Origin of the sequence: Nonomuraea sp. NPDC050227 (genome assembly GCF_044459705.1) — a bacterium.
In the GTDB taxonomy this organism is placed as follows: domain Bacteria; phylum Actinomycetota; class Actinomycetes; order Streptosporangiales; family Streptosporangiaceae; genus Nonomuraea.
This window is the reverse complement of the sequence record NZ_JBITJF010000003.1, coordinates 151502-169540: the sequence shown is the minus strand read 5'-3', so window position 1 is coordinate 169540 and position 18039 is coordinate 151502. Positions and strand designations below refer to the sequence as shown.

General features: G+C 73.0%; 14 protein-coding genes. 9 read left to right on the top strand and 5 right to left on the bottom strand.

Annotation, left to right across the window (positions count from 1 at the left end; genetic code table 11):
• Positions 1 to 3 precede the first annotated feature (3 nt).
• Positions 4 to 447, top strand: a complete 444-nt coding sequence (locus ACIBK9_RS13225; RefSeq protein ID WP_397157856.1) for a hypothetical protein — start codon at positions 4 to 6, stop codon at positions 445 to 447.
• Position 448: 1 nt separating this feature from the next.
• Positions 449 to 1441, top strand: coding sequence for a nitrilase-related carbon-nitrogen hydrolase (locus ACIBK9_RS13220; protein ID WP_397157854.1), 993 nt, complete (start codon positions 449 to 451; stop codon positions 1439 to 1441).
• 3 nt (positions 1442 to 1444) lie between these two features.
• Here ACIBK9_RS13220 and ACIBK9_RS13215 read toward each other — a convergent pair whose 3' ends face one another.
• Genes ACIBK9_RS13215 through ACIBK9_RS13205 form a run of 3 tightly spaced genes read right to left on the bottom strand, consistent with a single transcriptional unit; the run spans position 1445 to position 3998 of the window.
• Entirely contained in the window at positions 1445 to 2251 is an 807-nt protein-coding gene (locus tag ACIBK9_RS13215) for an ABC transporter permease (protein WP_397157852.1), read from the bottom strand.
• Positions 2248 to 3024, bottom strand: a complete 777-nt coding sequence (locus ACIBK9_RS13210) for an ABC transporter permease (RefSeq protein WP_352359971.1) — start codon at positions 3022 to 3024, stop codon at positions 2248 to 2250. Before ACIBK9_RS13210 ends, ACIBK9_RS13215 begins: the two co-directional genes overlap by 4 nt.
• Entirely contained in the window at positions 3021 to 3998 is a 978-nt protein-coding gene (locus tag ACIBK9_RS13205; protein WP_397157850.1) for an ABC transporter substrate-binding protein, read from the bottom strand. Before ACIBK9_RS13205 ends, ACIBK9_RS13210 begins: the two co-directional genes overlap by 4 nt.
• Before the next feature lie 346 nt (positions 3999 to 4344).
• Between ACIBK9_RS13205 and ACIBK9_RS13200 the strand changes: the two genes are divergently transcribed.
• Positions 4345 to 5757, top strand: a complete 1413-nt coding sequence (locus ACIBK9_RS13200) for a sensor histidine kinase (RefSeq protein WP_397157848.1) — start codon at positions 4345 to 4347, stop codon at positions 5755 to 5757.
• 63 nt (positions 5758 to 5820) lie between these two features.
• On the top strand, positions 5821 to 6237 hold the full coding sequence (locus ACIBK9_RS13195) for a CBS domain-containing protein (protein ID WP_397157846.1): 417 nt from the start codon (positions 5821 to 5823) through the stop codon (positions 6235 to 6237).
• A gap of 168 nt (positions 6238 to 6405) precedes the next feature.
• Here the strand turns inward: ACIBK9_RS13195 and ACIBK9_RS13190 are convergent, their stop codons facing one another.
• A complete protein-coding gene (locus tag ACIBK9_RS13190; protein ID WP_397157844.1) occupies positions 6406 to 7248 on the bottom strand; it encodes a glycerophosphodiester phosphodiesterase in 843 nt (280 codons plus the stop codon).
• A 347-nt stretch (positions 7249 to 7595) separates the two neighbouring features.
• Between ACIBK9_RS13190 and ACIBK9_RS13185 the strand changes: the two genes are divergently transcribed.
• Entirely contained in the window at positions 7596 to 13094 is a 5499-nt protein-coding gene (locus tag ACIBK9_RS13185; protein WP_397157842.1) for a carboxyl transferase domain-containing protein, read from the top strand.
• 50 nt (positions 13095 to 13144) lie between these two features.
• Here the strand turns inward: ACIBK9_RS13185 and ACIBK9_RS13180 are convergent, their stop codons facing one another.
• A complete protein-coding gene (locus ACIBK9_RS13180) occupies positions 13145 to 13537 on the bottom strand; it encodes a PASTA domain-containing protein (protein ID WP_397157840.1) in 393 nt (130 codons plus the stop codon).
• A gap of 116 nt (positions 13538 to 13653) precedes the next feature.
• Between ACIBK9_RS13180 and ACIBK9_RS13175 the strand changes: the two genes are divergently transcribed.
• From ACIBK9_RS13175 to ACIBK9_RS13160, 4 genes are all read left to right on the top strand, one after another.
• Positions 13654 to 14112, top strand: coding sequence for a hypothetical protein (locus tag ACIBK9_RS13175; protein ID WP_397157838.1), 459 nt, complete (start codon positions 13654 to 13656; stop codon positions 14110 to 14112).
• A gap of 149 nt (positions 14113 to 14261) precedes the next feature.
• Positions 14262 to 14654, top strand: a complete 393-nt coding sequence (locus ACIBK9_RS13170; protein ID WP_397157836.1) for a hypothetical protein — start codon at positions 14262 to 14264, stop codon at positions 14652 to 14654.
• A gap of 85 nt (positions 14655 to 14739) precedes the next feature.
• Positions 14740 to 15345 carry a DUF305 domain-containing protein gene (locus ACIBK9_RS13165; protein WP_397157834.1) on the top strand — a complete coding sequence of 202 codons (606 nt, stop codon included), beginning with the start codon at positions 14740 to 14742 and terminating at the stop codon, positions 15343 to 15345.
• Between the two features lie 595 nt (positions 15346 to 15940).
• Positions 15941 to 17905 (top strand): glycosyl hydrolase family 8, encoded by a 1965-nt coding sequence (locus tag ACIBK9_RS13160; protein WP_397157832.1) that lies wholly within the window; start codon positions 15941 to 15943, stop codon positions 17903 to 17905.
• Positions 17906 to 18039 lie beyond the last annotated feature (134 nt).

Here is an 18039-nt window from a genome sequence, read left to right as displayed (position 1 = left end):
AGCATGGGACTGCGTGCCGAGATGCCGCTGCTGGCCCGCCACGAGGGCGAGTGGGCCGGCGAGTACGTGCACGTCGACAAGGACGGCGCCGTGATCGACCGCCACCACGTCGAGATGACCTGCGCGATCGTCGACGACACCGGCTACCACCAGACCAACCGCTACCGCTGGGACGACGGCCGCACCGAGGTGCACGAGTTCCCCGGCACGTACCTGGGCGGCGGCCGGTGCGCGTTCGACACCGACCGGCTGACCGGCCAGTTCTGGGAGCTCGACGACAGCACCATCTACCTGACCTGGCGCTTCAAGGCCGAAGGCGACGACCTGCGGCTGTTCGAGCTGATCGTGCTGAGCCCGGACGGCGACTCCCGCAGCCGCACCTGGCAGTGGATCAGGAACGGCGCGTGCGTCCGGCGCACGCTGATCGACGAGCACCGGACCGCCTGACATGACCGCCTACACCGCCCTGGCGCTCCAGGTAGCGGCGAGGGCCGTCACCGACCGCGCCGACCTGGCCGCCGCCGTCGGGCGCGTGGCGGAGCGCGTCGGCGGCAGCAAGGCGTGGCTCGGCCCCGCCCTGCGGCTGGTGGTGCTGCCGGAGTACGTCCTGACCGGCTTCCCCGCCGGGCAGGGCCCGGCCGAGTGGCGCGAGAAGGCCGCCCTCGACGTGGACGGGCCCGAGTACCGGGCGCTGGCCGCGATCGCCGCCGACGAGGACGTGTTCCTGTGCGTCAACGCCTACGAGCGCGACGAGCACTTCCCCGGCCTGTACTTCCAGGCGTGCGTGATCCTCTCCCCGGCGGGGGAGGCGGTGCTGCGCTACCGGCGGCTGCACTCGCTGTTCACGCCCACGCCGTACGACGTGTGGGAACGCTACCTCGACCGGTACGGCCTCGACGGCGTGCTGCCGGTCGCGCGCACCGAGATCGGCAACCTGGCCGCGCTCGCCTCGGAGGAGATCCTGGTGCCCGAGCTGGCCAGGGCGCTGGCGCTGCGCGGCGCGGAGGTGTTCTGCAACCCGACCTCCGAGGCGTACTCGCCCGCCCTGACGCCCAAGGCCGTCGCCCGCCGCGCCCGCGCTCTGGAGAACCTGGCCTTCGTCGTCTCGGCCAACACCGCCGGGCTGTCCGGCATCGCGATCCCGGGCGACTCCGTCAACGGCGGCTCGGAGGTGATCGACCACGAGGGCCGCGCGCTGGCCCAGGCCGGGCCGGGGGAGACGCTGGTCGCCGCCGCCGAGCTGGACCTGGCCGCGCTGCGCCGCGCCCGCCGCCGGCCCGGCATGGCGAACCTGCCCAGCCGGGTCAAGACCGGGCTGTGGGCGCGCGAGTACGCCGCGCACGACGTCGAACGGCCCGCCGACCTGGAGGCCGCCCCGGACCGCGGCTTCCACGTCGCCCGGCAGCGCGAGATCATCGAACGCCTGCACGGCGGGGGCTGAGCGTCAGGCGCGGGCGTAGCGGCGCAGCAGCCCCCGCTCGGCCGCCAGGAAGATCGAGTTGAGCCCCACGCCGAGCACGCCCAGCAGCACGATCCCGGCCCACATGGCCGGGATGTCGAACTGGCTCTGCGCCTCCAGCAGACGGTGGCCGATGCCCTCGCTGCTGCCGTACAGCTCGGAGATCACCATCATGATCAGCGCCAGCGACACGCTGAGCCGCAGCCCGGCCAGGATCTTCGGCGCGGCCGCGGGCAGGACGACGTGGAACAGGCGGGTGGCCGCCGACAGGCGGAAGACCCGGCCGGTGTCGAGGTAGCCGCGGTCGACGTGGCGGCCGCCGTCCATGGAGTTGATCAGCACGGGCCACACGACCCCGTACACGATCGAGGCGAGCTGCATCGGGGTGCCGATCTTGAACAGCAGCAGGAACACCGGCAGCAGCGCCGCGGGCGGCACCGAGCGGCCGAGGTGCAGCAGCGGCTCGGCCAGCGCCGCCAGCCACTCCAGGCGGCCCAGAGCCAGGCCCAGCGCCACCCCCGCCAGCGCGGCCAGCGCCCAGCCCGCCACCAGCCGCCCGAGGCTGGGCAGCAGGTCGGCGACCGCCTCGTCGGTCAGGAACAGCCGGCCCGGCGAGCCGGAGAACCACATCTCGCGCAGCCGCGCCAGGATCGTGCTGGGCGGCGGGAAGTAGACGGCCGCCGCCCGCCGGGCGACCAGCTCCCACAACGCCGCCACCACGGGCAGCAGCCAGTGGCGGCGCGCCCACCGCCAGACGGTCGTCGCGGCCCCGCCCGGCCCCGGCCGGGTCACGCCGCGACCTGCGCGCGGGCGTGGTGCCAGCGGAACAGCCGCCGCTCGGCCGTGGTGACCAGCAGGTTGGCCGCCAGCCCGAGCAGGCCCGCCCACAGCGTGCCGGCCAGCACCCGGTCGACGTGGTTGGCGCTGCCGGCCTGGAGCAGGAACGTGCCGATGCCGTCGCCGCCCGCGATGAGCTCCACGCTGACGGCGACGATGAGGGTGACCCCGACGGAGATGCGCACGCCGGTGGCGACGAACGGCGCGGCGCTCGGCAGCGAGACCCGCAGCACGACCGCCAGCGGGCCGAAGCCGAAGCTGCGCAGCGTCTCCTTGGCCTGCGGGTCGACGTCGGACAGGCCGTACATGGTGTTGACGAGCAGCGGCCAGCAGCAGGTGTAGACGATCAGCGAGGTCTTGGCATCGGCGCTGTCGGGGAACAGGAACATGGCCAGCGGGATCAGCGACACCGACGGGATCGGCCGCAGGAACTCCACCAGCGGCCGCGCCGAGCGTTCCACCACCGGCACCGTGCCGAGCAGCAGCCCGGCCGGCACCGCCACCGCGATCGCGATCAGCAGGCCGGCCGCGCAGGCGCCGAGCGTGGCCAGCACCTGCGCGTGGAAGGCGCCGTCGGCCGCCAGCCCGGCCGCGGCGGCCAGGACGTCGGAGGCGTACGGCAGCACCCCGGGGTCGATCAGCCCGGCCCGGCCCGCGGCCTCGGTCAGGACCAGCGCCCCGGCGACCCCCGCCGCCCCGAGGACCAGCCGCCCGCCCCGAGTGATCATTCCAGGCCGGTCGCGATCTGCGTGCCGACGTCGGGCCTGCTCTTCAGGTAGCCGTAGCCGACGAGCAGGTCGGCCAGCTTCTGGAAGCCCTGCCGGGGCGGCTCCATCGAGAAGACGCCGAGCTTCATGGCCGCCGCGCTCGCCGCGTCGATCTGCGTGTACGTCGGGATGACCTCGTCGATCGCCTTGCGGTCGGCGGCGGCGACGGCCTGGGCCTTGGCCAGGGCGCGGTGGAAGGCGGCGGCGGTGCGGGGGTTGGCGGCCAGCCAGGACTCGGACACGCCCCAGCCGTCGATCGGGATGCCCGCGGTCGGGCCCGACATGGTGTCGATCACCTCGGTGCCGCCCGCCTTCTTGGCGGCGGTCAGGAACGGCTCGACCAGCCAGGCGGCGTCGACCTTGCCCGAGGCCAGCGCGCCGAGCTGCTCGTTGAACGGCATCGCCACGTACTTGACGGCGTCGGGGGCGAGCCCGGCCTGCTGGAGGTGGGCGTTGGTGACCGTCTGGCCGAGCGCCTTCAGCACGTTGACCGCGACCGTCCTGCCCTTGAGGTCGGTGGCGGACTTGACCGGCGACCCCTTGGGCACGACGACGCCCGCGATTCCGGGGGCCGACTCCTGGCTGTGCTGGAACAGTTTGAGCTTGGCCGCGCCGGAATCGTTGATGGACAGCAGCGAGACGTAGGAGGTCAGGAACGCGTCCATGCTGCCGTTGAGTATTTTCGGCATGACCGCCTGAGGGGCCTGGATGATCTCGGTCTTGACCGTCAGGCCCTCGGCCTTGAAGAAACCGCGTTTCTCGGCGATGAACAGCGGCGCCGCCGACGGCACCGGCACCACGCCGACGAGGAGCTGCGTCTTCTCCAGCCCGCCGGAACTGCCGGAGCCGCTGGTGGGGGTGGGGGCCGCGCCGCCGCCGCAGGCCGCGAGGCCGGCGACGAGGGCCAGCGCGGCGGCGGCGTGTGCGATCTTCACGATGCTTTCTCCAGACTGGCCGGCGCGATTCCTGGCCGGGCAAGGGGAGAATCGCGGCGCGCGCACGGCCGGACGCGGGCCCGAATCGCCCGAACCCCCGACCCATTCGGCGCCACCGGAAAGCCCCGCTGCCACGAATGGCGATCGTACAGCAGGAGTCGCGGCCACCGCCATGAAACAAACCGGGCATTTGTATTGACGGCCCTGACGGTCGGTATAAGTCGCGGTAAATCGGTTATTCGCGTATATCCCTGGCCATTGTGGGAGCAATTGCTGAACTGCGTATCGCCGCCGACGAGGCCATTGCCGCTCCTTGGGCGTGCCATGAGAGCCGGGTTGAGAGCATGTGGGCGGCAGGAGTCCCGGCGAGACCGGTGAGGGGGTGGGGGCCCTGCGGCCGCTTCGGCTCTCGGTCCAGGCGCGTCTCATCCTGGCGACCGCCGTGTTGTCGCTCATCGTCTGCGCGGCGATCGGCGTCGCCCTCGACCTGCTGATCCGCGACAGGATGCGGCAGGACGTCTTCGCCGACACCCAGCGGGCCACCACCGAGTGGATCGGCTCGATGGGCACCACCTTCCCGCCCCCGATCACCACCTCGTACGTCGACCTCATCCAGCTCGTGGACGCCCGCGGGCAGGTGGTCGCGGCCAACCGCGCCGCCCGGGGCAGGCCGCCCGTCAGCACGCTCTGGCCGCCCTCCGACGAGCGCATCCGGCACGGCGTGGCCTGCCGGGGGGACGAGTGCCTGATGTTCACCGCCACCCGGCCCTCGCCGCAGGAGGAGCGGCTGCTGTGGCACGGCGCGTCCCACGTCGTCTACGCCGCCCGGGTGGAGCCGCCGCTGCTGTCCACCCACCGCCTGGAGCTGATCATCGTCGCCAGTGGCCTGGCCGTCAGCGCGTTGCTGACCTGGATCGCCGCGTTCCTCATCGGGCGCACGCTGCGGCCGGTCGAGGCGATGCGGGCCAGGATGGCCGAGATCACCGTCACCGACCTGAGCAAGCGGGTGCCCGAGCCGCCCGGTGGCGACGCGGTCGCCGAGCTCGCGCGCACCGCCAACAGGACGCTGGCCCGCCTGGAGGAGGCGGTCGAGCAGCAGCGCAACTTCTCCTCCATGGTCTCCCACGAGCTGCGCACGCCGCTGACCGGCCTGCGCGCCCGGCTGGAGGAGGCGCTGACCTACCCCGACGTTGACCCCCGCGCCGCCCTGAGCGACGCCCTGTCCACCGCCGACCGGTTCCAGGCGATCATCGAGGAGATGTTGCTGCTGGCCCGCGTCCGCACGGCCTCCCCGCACGACCGGGAGCCGGTGCGGCTCGGCGACCTGGTCCGCGAGGAGGTCGCGAGCCGGAGGGCGGGCCTGCTGATCCGCGTGCACGTCGAGGAGGACCTCCAGGTGCTCGGCAACCGCGTCCAGCTCGGCGAGGTGCTGACGAACCTGCTGGTCAACGCCCAGCGGCACACCCGCACGGTGGTCGAGGTCCGGGTGGAGCGCAGAGACGGCCAGGCGGTGGTCACGGTCCGCGACGACGGCGCGGGCGTCGCGCCCGACGACCGCGAGCGAGTGTTCGAGCCCTTCGTCCGCCTGTCGGAGGGACGCCGGCGCGACCCCGGGGGCAGCGGGCTCGGCCTGGCCATCTCCCGCGCCATCGCCCGCGCCCACCAGGGCGACCTGGAGATCGAGGACACCCCGGACGGCCCATGCTTCGCCCTGCGCCTCCCGCTCCCCGCCCCCGGCCCGGACGCCCAGCCGCGCTAGCGACCGGTTTCGGCCGCCGGGCGGCGGGCAGTCGGGCGGGACCCCGAGACGAGGAGGAACATCGTGCCGACCGCACGAGAGATCATGACCCCGCACGCGGAGTGCGTGAGCGCCGAGGAGTCCGTGCTGGTGGCCGCCGAGAAGATGGCCCGCATGGACGTCGGGTCGCTGCCCGTCTGCGGCTCCGACGACCGGCTGAAGGGCATGCTCACCGACCGCGACATCGTGGTGAAGGTGCTGGCCGCAGGCAAGGACCCGGCTCAGTGCCGGGCGGGCGAGCTGGCCCAGGGCGAGGCCGTCACCATCGGCGCCGACGACGACGCCCGCGAGATCCTGCGCACCATGGCCGGCCACCGCGTGCGGCGCCTGCCGGTCATCGACGGGCACCGGCTCGTCGGGATCGTCGCGCTCGCCGAAGTCGCCAAGTCGGTGCCCGACGCCAAGGTGGGCGACCTGCTCGACGCCCTCACCACGGACTGACCGGCAGCACGGCCTGACCCGGCACCACGACCTGGCCAGCGCCACGGACTGACCGGCTGCACGGCCTGACCGGCGCCATGGAGCGCCCAGGGCGGCGTGGGCGGCGGACGCGTCCCTCGGGGGCGCCCCGCCGCCCGGCCGAACCTCGCCCGCGTCCTCAGGACGCGGTCACTGGCACTTGCCCTTCAGCCACGCGCTGAACTCCGGCGTGTAGTCGGTGGCCACCCGCTTGGCTCCGCTCGCCAGCGCCGACTTCCACGCGTTCTCGTTCAGGGTCCAGGAGGGCGGCGGCTCCTCCCACTTGGTCACCTCCGGCCAGATCGGGCCGCCGGTCAGCACCTGGCTCAGGCCCGCGGCGGTCACGCGGCTCCTGAGCTCGGCGGCGATCGCGCTGTCGTGGGAGTACAGGATGATCTCCTGCGCCTGGTGGTTCTCCTTGACCGGCCCGAGCACCTCGTTCCACGCCTGCGCCTTGACGGTGGCGTTCGAGCTGAGCAGCGACTGGCGGGCCTCGGGCTTGATCTCGACCAGCCCGATCATGCCGGCCGACCTCATCGCGGCCAGCCACTCGCGGAAGGTGTGGACGGTCTCGCCCTTGAACAGGCCGCGCACGATGGTCCGGCCCTTGAGCGCGGTGTCGCCCGCCGCCCACCAGATCTCGGTGATGTTCTTCTTCGTGCCCGACAGGCCCCAGGTCGAGGTGTTGTGCCACATGACGGCCTTGGTGCCGTCCTTGGTGAGCTGGAGGTCGGCCTCGACGCCGGAGGCGCCCCAGCCCTTGTAACGCTGCACGGCGGTGGGGTTGTTGGGCTGGCGCACCTGGTCCCGTTCCCAGGCGTTGGGGCCGGTCGGGTAGCCGCCGTGCCCGAAGATCTGGGGGCAGACGGGCAGTGCGGCAGCCTGGGCGGCGGGCTGGGCGGCGGGCTGGGCGGCGGGCTGGGCGGCGGACGGCGAGGTGAGCGAGGAGGCCAGCGTCAGGGCGGCGAGAGAGGCGGCGAGGGGGACGGCCAAGGCACGCACCTTTCGATCTTGTAGTTGCCCGCACTCTGCCACATTCATGGACGTTCCGTCCTGGGCAAGCGGTTCGGCGGGCGAGGGCTGCGCAGGCGTGACCCGGGTCGCCGGTACAGTCGTCGGTACCGTGACGGCTTGTGGCAGGCTGCCACGGGAACCGGCGCCCGAACCCTGTGGCGGGGCCTGTTTTTGTGGGATCTGCACAAAGCAGGAGCCCCGGCGTGCACTATGCGGACATTGGTGCACGCGGCGGTGATCGAGCACGGTAGAGACAGTGACAGGCGAGGCTCCGGGACCACCCCGGACTTCGCCTACTTGTACGGGGTACGTGGGAGGCTCAACCGGTGTTCAATCGTGTCGCCATCGTCAACCGCGGAGAGGCCGCGATGCGGCTCATCCACGCCGTCCGGGATCTTTCGGCGGAGACCGGCAAGCGGATCGAGACGATCGCGCTCTACACCGACGCCGACCGCGACGCGACCTTCGTCCGCGAGGCGGACGTCGCCTACCCGCTGGGGCCCGCCTCCGCGCGCCCGTACCTCGACCACGCCGTGCTGGAGCGGGCGCTGATCGAGACCGGGGCCGACGCCGCGTGGGTCGGCTGGGGCTTCGTAGCCGAGGACCCGGCCTTCGCCGAGCTGTGCGAGAAGATCGGCGTCACCTTCGTCGGGCCGAGCGCGGAGGCGATGCGCCGGCTCGGCGACAAGATCGGCGCCAAGCTCATCGCCGAGGAGGTCGGCGTCCCCGTCGCGCCGTGGAGCCGCGGCGAGGTGGCCACGCTCGCCGACGCCCTGCGCGCCGGCGACGAGATCGGCTACCCCCTGATGCTCAAGGCGACCGCGGGCGGCGGCGGGCGCGGCATCCGCATGGTCGCCTCGGCCGACGAGCTGGCCGACGCCTACGAGCGCACCAGCCAGGAGGCCGAGCGCGCGTTCGGCTCGGGCGTGGTCTTCCTGGAGCGCCTGGTCACCGGCGCCCGCCACGTCGAGGTGCAGGTCATCGCCGACGGCCAGGGCACCGCGTGGGCACTGGGCGTGCGCGACTGCTCGGTGCAGCGGCGCAACCAGAAGATCATCGAGGAGTCCGCCTCCCCGGTCCTGACCGGCGACCAGGCCGACGACCTGAAGGCGTCGGCCGCGCGGCTCGCCGTGGCCGTCGGCTACCGCGGCGCCTGCACCGTCGAGTTCCTCTACCACCCGGGCGACAAGATGTTCGCCTTCCTGGAGGTCAACACCCGGCTCCAGGTCGAGCACCCGATCACCGAGCTGACCACCGGCACCGACCTGGTCCGGCTGCAGCTGCACGTCGCCGCCGGCGGTCGCCTGGACGGCCCCCGGCCGGCCGAGAGCGGCCACGCCGTGGAGGCCCGGCTCAACGCCGAGGACCCCGACCGCGACTTCGCCCCCGCGCCGGGCCGCATCGCCCGCCTGGTGCTGCCCGCCGGGCCCGGCATCCGCGTCGACACCGGCGTCAGCGAGGGCGACACCATCCCCGCCGACTTCGACTCGATGATCGCCAAGATCATCGCCTACGGCCGCGACCGCGAGCAGGCCCTGGCCCGCCTGCGCCGCGCGATGGCCGCCACCACCGTGATCATCGAGGGCGGCGCCACCAACAAGAGCTTCGTGCTCGACCTGCTCGACCAGCCCGAGGTGATCGACGCCGTCGCCGACACCGGCTGGATCGACCGCGTACGCGCCGAGGGCCGCCTGGTCAGCCACCGCCACTCCGCGGTCGCCCTGGCCGCCGCCGCGATCGAGGCGTACCAGGACGAGGAGGAGGTCAGCCGCAACCGGCTGCTGGCCACCGCCCACGGCGGGCGCCCGCAGGTGCAGCACGAGACCGGCCGCCCGCTGACCCTCAAGCTCCGCGGCGCCGGCTACCGGCTCACGGTGGCCAGGGCCGGGCAGCGGCGCTTCCGCGTCGGCATCTCCGACGGCGACCGCTCCCACCCGCTCGACGTCGAGATCGACCGCTTCGACGAGCACGCCGGCCGCATCACCGTCAACGGCCGCCGCTTCCGCCTGATGTCGGCCACCCACGGCCCGATCCACCTGGTCGAGGTCGACGGCGTCACCCACCGCATCAGCCGCGACGAGGGCGGCGTCGTCCGCTCGCCCGCGCCCGCGCTGGTGGTGGCGACGCCCCTGTCGGCCGGCGACGAGGTCGAGGCGGGCGCGCCGATCCTGGTGCTGGAGAGCATGAAGATGGAGACGGTGCTGCGCGCGCCGTTCCGCGCCCGCGTCCGCGAGTGCGGCGTCTCGGTCGGCAGCCAGGTCGAGGCCGGCGCGCCGCTGATGCGCCTGGAACCCCTCGCCGGCGCCGAGGCCGAGCAGGCCGCCGCCACGACGGGCGCCGCCGAGATCGACCTGCCCGCCGCCCCGCCGCGGGCCTCCGCCGCCGAACAGGCCGAGCGCGGCGTCCAGGACCTGCGCGAGCTGCTGCTCGGCTTCGACGCCGACCGCCACGAGCGCACCCGCATGTTGTCGGGCTACCTGGCCGCGCGGGCCGAGCTCGACGACCGCGTGATCGAGGGCGAGCTCGACCTGCTCACCGTCTTCGCCGACCTGTCCGAGCTGAGCCGCAACAAGCCGGGTGGCGAGCTCGACGTCGAGCCGGGCAGCCCGGTGCACAGCCCGCGCGAGTACTTCCACAGCTACCTGCAGAGCCTCGACGTCGAGCGCGCCGGCCTGCCGGAGGCGTTCCAGGCCAAGCTGCGGCGCATGCTCAGGCACTACGGCGTCGAGGAGCTCGACCGCACCCCGGAGCTGGAGGCCGCGGTCTTCCGGATCTTCCTGGCCCAGCAGCGGATGACCGCCGGCGTCGCCGTCGTGTCGGAGCTGCTGCGCACCTGGCTGGCCGGCGCGCCGCCGCGCGAGTCGCTCGGCGAGCGGGCCGGGCTCGCCCTGGAGCACCTGGTCGAGGCCACGCAGGTGCGCTTCCCCGTGGTCGCCGACCTGGCCCGCGGCGTCGTGTTCCGCTGGTTCGCCCAGCCGCTGCTGCGCCGCAACCGCGCCAAGGTCTACGCCGCCGTCCGCGACGAGCTGCGCCACCTCGACCGCGACCCCGACGCGCCCGACCGCGCCGAGCGCATCCAGGCCATGGTGGCCAGCTCCGAGCCGCTCGTCCGGCTGCTCGGCCAGCGCATCGGCCGGCCAGAACGCGACCTCGCGCCCCTGCTGGAGGTCCTGACCCGCCGCTACTACGGCAACCGTGGGCTGGCGCAGGTCACCACCCGCGACAGCGCGGGCTGCCGGTTCGTCACCGCCGAGCACACCGGCCCGCGCGGCGTGACCCGCCTGGTCACCACCGCCGTCGACATCGCCGCCCTGCCCGCCGCCATCGACGCCGTCGGCGCGCTGGCCGAGGGGGTGGGCGGGCGCGGGCTCGTCGCCGACCTCTACCTCACCTGGGACGACCAGCCCGACGCCGAGGAGATGGCCGTACGGCTCGGGCAGGTCCTGGCCGAGCGCCCGCAGATCGCGGGCGTACGGCGGATCACCACCACCGTCGTGGGCACCAGCGGCGCGGTCATGCACCACCACTTCACCTTCCGCCCCGACGGCGCGGGCTTCGCCGAGGACCGCCTGATCCGCGGCCTGCACCCGCAGATCGCCCAGCGCCTGCAACTGCACCGGCTCCAGGAGTTCGACCTCACCCGGCTGCCCTCGGTCGACGAGGAGCTCTACCTGTTCAAGGCCGTCGCCAAGAGCAACCCGGCCGACGAGCGGCTCATCGCCATGGGCCAGGTCCGCGACCTGACGCCGCTGCGCGAGGCAGACGGCCGCCTGGTCGCGCTGCCCGCCGTCGAGGACGCACTCAACGCCGGCCTCGACGCGATCCGCAACATCCAGGCCCAGCGCCCCCAGAACAAGCGCTTCGACACCAACCGCATCATGATGTACGTCTGGCCCTCGACCGAGCTGACCACCGACGAGCTCAACATGCTGGTCCAGCGCATCCTGCCGACCACGGCGGGCGCCGGGCTGGAGGAGGTCCAGTTCGTGGCCCGCCAGCGCACCCCCTCGGGCGAGCTGAGCGAGGTCGCCGTGCGCATCACCCTCGGCCCCGGCCACGGCGCCAGCCTGCACGTCGGCAAGCCGTCCGACGAGCCGGTCCAGCCGCTCGACGACTACCGCCAGAAGGTGCTGCGCGCCGCCCGGCGCGGCAACGCCTACCCCTACGAGCTGACCGGCCTGCTCGCCGGCCCGCAGGGCCGCTTCGTCGAGCACGACCTCGACGCCGACGGCGTGCTCGTCCCGGTCGACCGGCCCAAGGGCAACAACTCCGCGGCGATCGTGGCCGGCGTGGTCACCACGCCGACCGCCCGCCACCCCGAAGGCGTCACCCGGGTGGTGCTGCTCGGCGACCCGACCAAGGCGCTGGGCGCGCTGTCGGAGCCGGAGTGCTCGCGGGTGATCGCCGCGCTCGACCTGGCCGAGCGCATGCGCGTGCCCCTGGAGTGGTTCGCGCTGTCGGCCGGCGCCCGGATCTCGATGACCTCGGGCACCGAGAACATGGACTGGGTGGCGGCGGCGCTCAAGCGCATCGTCACCTTCACCCAGGCCGGCGGCGAGATCAACATCGTGGTCGCGGGGATCACCGTGGGGGCGCAGCCGTACTGGAACGCCGAGGCGACGATGCTCATGCACACCAAGGGCATCCTGGTGATGACCCCCGACTCGGCGATGGTGCTCACCGGCAAGCAGTCCCTCGACTTCTCCGGCGGCGTGTCGGCCGAGGACAACTTCGGCATCGGCGGCTACGACCGCGTCATGGGGCCCAACGGCCAGGCCCAGTACTGGGCGCCCAACCTGCCGGCCGCCCGCGACGTGCTGATGGCCCACTACGACCACACCTACGTCGTGCCCGGCGAGAACGGCCCCCGGCGGGCCCCGACCGCCGACCCGGCCGACCGGGACGTCCGCGACTACCCGCACGCCGTGGCGGGCAGCGACTTCACCACCGTCGGCCAGATCTTCTCCGCCGAGCACAACCCCGACCGCAAGAAGCCGTTCGACATCCGCACCGTGATGCGCGCCCTGTCCGACCAGGACCACCCGGTGCTGGAACGCTGGGCGGGCATGGCCGACGCCGACACCTCGGCCGTCCAGGACGTGCACATCGGCGGCCGGCCGGTCTGCCTGATCGGCATCGAGTCACGGCCGGTGCCGCGGCGCGGCTTCCCGCCCGCGGACGGGCCCGACTCGTACACGGCCGGCACGTTGTTCCCGCGCTCGTCGAAGAAGACCGCGCGGGCGATCAACGCGGCCTCCGGCAACCGGCCGCTGGTCGTGCTGGCGAACCTGTCCGGCTTCGACGGCTCGCCCGAGTCGATGCGCAAGCTCCAGCTGGAGTACGGCGCGGAGATCGGCCGGGCGATCGTCAACTTCGACGGGCCGATCGTGTTCTGCGTCATCTCCCGCTACCACGGCGGCGCGTTCGTGGTGTTCTCCAAGGCGCTCAACCCGAACATGACCGTGCTGGCGCTGGAGGGCTCGTTCGCCTCGGTGCTCGGCGGCGCTCCGGCCGCGGCGGTGGTCTTCTCCGGCGAGGTCAACAACCGCACCGCGACCGACCCGCGCGTGAGCGAGCTGCAGCGGCAGGTCGCGGCGGCCAGCGGCGCCGAGCGGGCCGCGCTCAACGCCCGCCTGGCCGAGGTCCAGCCCGCCGTACGGGCGGAGAAGCTGGGCGAGGTGGCCGCGGAGTTCGACCGGGTGCACAACATCCAGCGCGCGGTCGAGGTGGGCTCTGTCGACGCGATCATCAGCGCCGCCGAGCTGCGTCCGCGGATCATCGAGGCCATCGAACGCGGCATCGCCCGCCTGCACCAGGGCTCCTGACCGCGCCCCGCCCCCCGGGCCGTCGGTTCGGGGGGCGCGGGCGCCGGGCCTCACCCGCGCGGCTCGACGATCAGGAACACGGGCATGGTGATCGTGAGCAGTGCGCCGGGGAACGGGGCCTGGGCGATCACCACCCATTCGCCCGTCTCGGGAGCGCCGTCGGGGTTGACCCACTGTACCCGCGCGGTGACCCCCAGCGCGACGAGCCGCCCGTTCGCCGCGTCCAGCTCCATGCCCGACAGCGCGGGCATGGAGCCGAGGTAGGTGGGGGAGGGCCCGGCCGTCGCCGTCGCCGTCGCCGTCGCCGTCGCCGGGAGCGGCGGCGTCGAGGGAGGGGCGGCGCGGTCTCCGGCCCCCTCCAGCAGCAGGGCGGTGAACGTCCCGCTCAACGCGAGCCCCATCACGACGAACGTGGCGATCAGGCGTGCCTCCGGCCGGTTCACGCCTCCTTTGTACGCCATCGGGATCACGTCGTCGGCCTGCGCGGCGTGGCGTCCTTCCTCGCTGGGGCGAAGTGGCCAGAATGGGAAGCATCTGGTCACTCAGTGTGAGGGGAACGATGCGGTCGATCACTTGGGCGGCAGCGGTCGCCGTCGCGGTCGTCGCCGCGGGACCCGCCGCCAGCGCCGCGGCGGCCACCGGGCCGGACGGGGACACGTCCTGGCAGAAGCTCACGTCCTTCCGCGTCTCGCCGGCGGCGCCGCACCAGAACGACGCCATCCGGCTGCTCATCCACTGCCCCAGCCAGGCCAACCACGCCGTCGTCGGGTCCACGGCGTTCCCTGTCAAGGGGTCGTGGCGGATGTTCCGCGAGGTGGGGATCGGGCTGGGCGGGATGGGGTTCGGCAAGAAGGGCGTCGTCATCTCCCGGTACGCGCCGCCGGGGGAGCACGAGGTGCGCCTGAAATGCGTCAAGGTGACGGCCGACTGGCTGACCGGCTTCAGGAAGGTCAAGGTCATCAGCCGGTCCGAGGTCCCGCTCGTGGTACGTCCGTTCCGCCTCGGCCAGTTCTTCTGACACGCTGAAGCTCCCGGCCGCCGGCACTCGGGGAACGGCGGTCCCGGTCCGCCCAGGTCTCCGGTACCCGTACCGGGTTCAGGTTGCTGGAGGTGGGCGGCTCCCGTATCCTGCACGTTCGTAAGAGCCGGAGCGACGGGGGAGGGCCGGTGGGGATCCTGCGGCGGGGTGCGCGTGCACTCCTGCTCGTCGTCCTCGCCCTCGGCGTGTGCGGGATGCACACGCTCGGCCATGTGAACGCCCGGCACGACATGGCGAACGCCCGGCACGGCCTGGCGGTCGCTCACGAGCTCCCCGTCGCCCCCGTCGCCGCACTGGCGGGGCTCGCGCCCGGCCATGAGATGCCGGGTCTCGATCCGGCCGGGGTGTGCCTGGCCGTCCTGACCTCGCTGCTCGTCGTGGTGCTGCTGGCCCTGTGGGTCGGGGTGCGGCGGCGGGCCGTCGGCGGCGCCGGTCCTGGCCCGGCCTTCCGGCCCGTCGCACGGCCGCCGCCGCGACCGACGTCCCTGCGGCTGGCTCGTCTCTCGATCCTGCGCATATAGGCCGGCCCTTCGCCCGGACGCCCTCGACGGCGATCCACGCGCATCGGCCTACCCGCAGTTCCAGCGAACGAGAGAGCACATCAGCATGTCCGTCAACCGTAAGATCGGCCTCGCCGCCGCCGCAGGCGCGCTCGTCCTGCTCGCCGCGTGCGGCGCGAACGACACCGCCTCCACTGCCGCGCCCGAGGCCACGACCGCGAGCGCCACCGAGAGCGCCGGTGCGCAGCCGTCGCAGCAGTCGTTCAACGACGCGGACGTCATGTTCGCCCAGATGATGATCCCGCACCACCAGCAGGCGGTCGAGATGGCCGAGCTCGCCCCGCAGCGGGCGAAGGACCCCGAGATCAAGAAGCTCGCGGCCGACATCAAGGCTGCCCAGGATCCGGAGATCCAGACCATGAAGGGCTGGCTGACCGAGTGGGGCAAGCCCGTCCCGTCCGGGGGCATGGGGCATGACATGCCCGGGATCATGTCCGCCGAGGACATGAAGAAGCTCGACGGGGCCAAGGGGGCCGCCTTCGACCGGCTCTTCGCCGAGCAGATGATCGCCCATCACGAGGGAGCGATCGAGATGGCCCGTACCGAGCAGGCGAGCGGGGTGAACCCGCAGGCCAAGGAGCTGGCCAAGGCCATCGAGAGCACGCAGCAGGCCGAGGTGGCCCAGCTCCGCAAGCTCCTCGAACGTCTCTGACGCCACCCGCCGCCCGGACGCATGCGCCGTCCGGGCGGCGCCGGCCGCGTCCCGCCGGCCACGGCCGCCGCGCGAACGGTACCGGCCCGCCCGCCGCCCCTTGTCCGGCCGGGTCCGGAGCCGTACCGGCCCGCCCGCCGCCCCTTGTCCGGCCGGGTCGGGAGCCGTAGCGGCCCGCTTGCCGTCTCTTGTGCGGCTGGGGCGGCGGACGTTCGGGTGTGGCCGACGCAGGCGTGCATCGGAGCCGCGGGGGGCGATGTCTGGAGGCGGGCTTACCCGGCAGAGCCTCGCCGAGAGGCCGGTGGGAAGGCTCGGCCACTCCGAGATCGCCGCCCGTCCCTGGGGCCCATCTCCACCGTCATCCGGGGCTCCTGGAGGCAGGGTCCGTCCACGCGTGGGGTTTGTCTGGGTTTTTGGTGGTGTGTTCGTGTCGGGGAGGTGAACGGCGGGGTTGGTTTGAGGGGAAGGGTTGCGGATGAGGGTGTTCTTGTTTACCGTCCGCTATGAGCGTTAGGAAAGTTTCCTAACGCCCGTTCACCGATCACGGTCCACCTGCGGATGGCCCCATGGCACCCCCTATCCGAAGGATCAACGCATGATCAGACGTACTGAGCGGCGACCCCGGCGGTCGTCGCTGCTCGTCACGGCCCTGGTCGCGGCCCTGATGGCGGCCGCGCCCCTGGCGCCGCCGGCCAACGCCGCGGCCGGTTCCAGCGCCGACACGCTGCTGTCAGGCGGCAAACCGGTCACCGCCTCCTCGGTCGAGGGCAGCGGCTTCGAGGCGGCCAAGGCGGTGGACGGCAACGCCTCCACCCGCTGGGCCAGCGTCGAGGGCCACGACCCCGAATGGATCAGGGTCGACCTCGGCGACACGTACAACGTCTCCAGGGTGAAGCTGAGCTGGGAGGCGGCCTACGGCAAGTCGTACAAGATCCAGACCTCGCCGGACGGCGCCACCTGGACCGACGTCTACTCCACCACCTCCGGCAACGGCGCGACCGACGACCTGGCGGTCAGCGGCAGCGGCCGGTACGTGCGCATGTACGGCACCGCCCGCGGCACGACGTACGGCTACTCGCTCTACGAGCTGGAGGTCTACGGCAGCGGCGGCGGCGGCGGGACCGACACCACCCCGCCCTCGGTCCCGGGCAACCTGCGCGCGACCGGCACCACCTCCACCAGCGTCTCCCTGGCCTGGGACGCCGCCACCGACGACGTGGGCGTCACCGGCTACCTGGTCTACCGGGGCTCGACCCTGGTGACCACCGTGGCGGGCACCACGTACACCGACACCGGCCTGACCCCCGCCACCGCCTACAGCTACACGGTCAAGGCGCGCGACGCGGCGGGCAACCAGTCGGCGGCCACCGGCGCCGTCACCGCGACCACCCAGCCCGGCAGCGGGGGCGGCCCCGCGGTGCCCTTCGGCAGCCACACCATCCCGTACGCGGCGGGCATGCTGCGTCCCTCCGGCGACCAGGCCACGCTGGACGCGCGGGTGGTCGACTACTACAAGCGGTGGAAGGCCGCCTTCGTCCGGCAGAACTGCGGTAACGGCTGGTACGAGGTCATCTCCCCGGACGCCGACCACCCGTACGTGGCCGAGGCCCAGGGTTACGGCATGGTGATCGTCGCGACCATGGCCGGGGCCGACCCCGACGCCAAGAAGATCTTCGACGGCATGGTCAAGTGGATGCTCGCCCACCCGTCGTCCATCAACCCCGACCTGCTGGCCGCCGAGCAGGACACCGCCTGCAAGAGCGTCGACGGCAGCGACGGCGCCACCGACGGCGACATGGACGTCGCCTACGGCCTGCTCCTGGCCCACCGGCAGTGGGGCAGCGCGGGCACGTACAACTACCTCGACCTGGCGATCAAGCACATCAACGCCATCAAGAAGGACGAGATCAACCCGTCCACGAACCTGCTCAAGCTGGGCGACTGGAGCAGCTCGGGCGACCAGTACTACTACATCACCCGCACCTCCGACTGGATGGTCGACCACTTCAGGGCCTTCAGGAAGGCGACCGGCAACAGCGCCTGGGACACGATCAGGACCGCCCACCAGAACCTGATCACCACTCTCCAGAACAACTACGCCTCGGCCACCGGCCTGCTGCCGGACTTCGTGGTCAACACCAACACCACCGCCAAGCCGGCCCCCGGCCAGGTGCTGGAGGACCCGAACGACGGCCAGTACTGGTGGAACGCCTGCCGCACCCCGTGGCGCATCGCCGACGACGCCGTGACCAGCGGCGACGCCAAGTCGCTCGCCTCGGCCAGGAAGCTCAACTCCTGGATCAAGAGCAAGACCGGCGGCGACCCCGGCAAGATCGCCATCGGCTACAAGCTCAACGGCACGCAGATCTCCAGCGGCAGCGAGGCCGCCTTCTTCGCCCCGTTCGCGGTGGCGGCGATGACGGACTCCGGCAGCCAGTCCTGGCTCGACGCGCTCTGGAACAAGATGCTCGGCACCCCGATCGACGCGAGCAGCTACTACTCGGCCAGCATCCAGCTCCAGGTCATGATCACGGTGACCGGCAACCACTGGGTGCCCTGACCGGCGGCGGAACCCGGGCCGTGGGCGCCGCCCCCCGCCCCCGGGCCGGCCCCCCCCCCGGGGGGCCCCCCCCAGGCGGGCCCCCGGGGGCCGGCGGCGGGGCCCCCCGGGGGGGGCCCCCCCCCCCCCGCGGG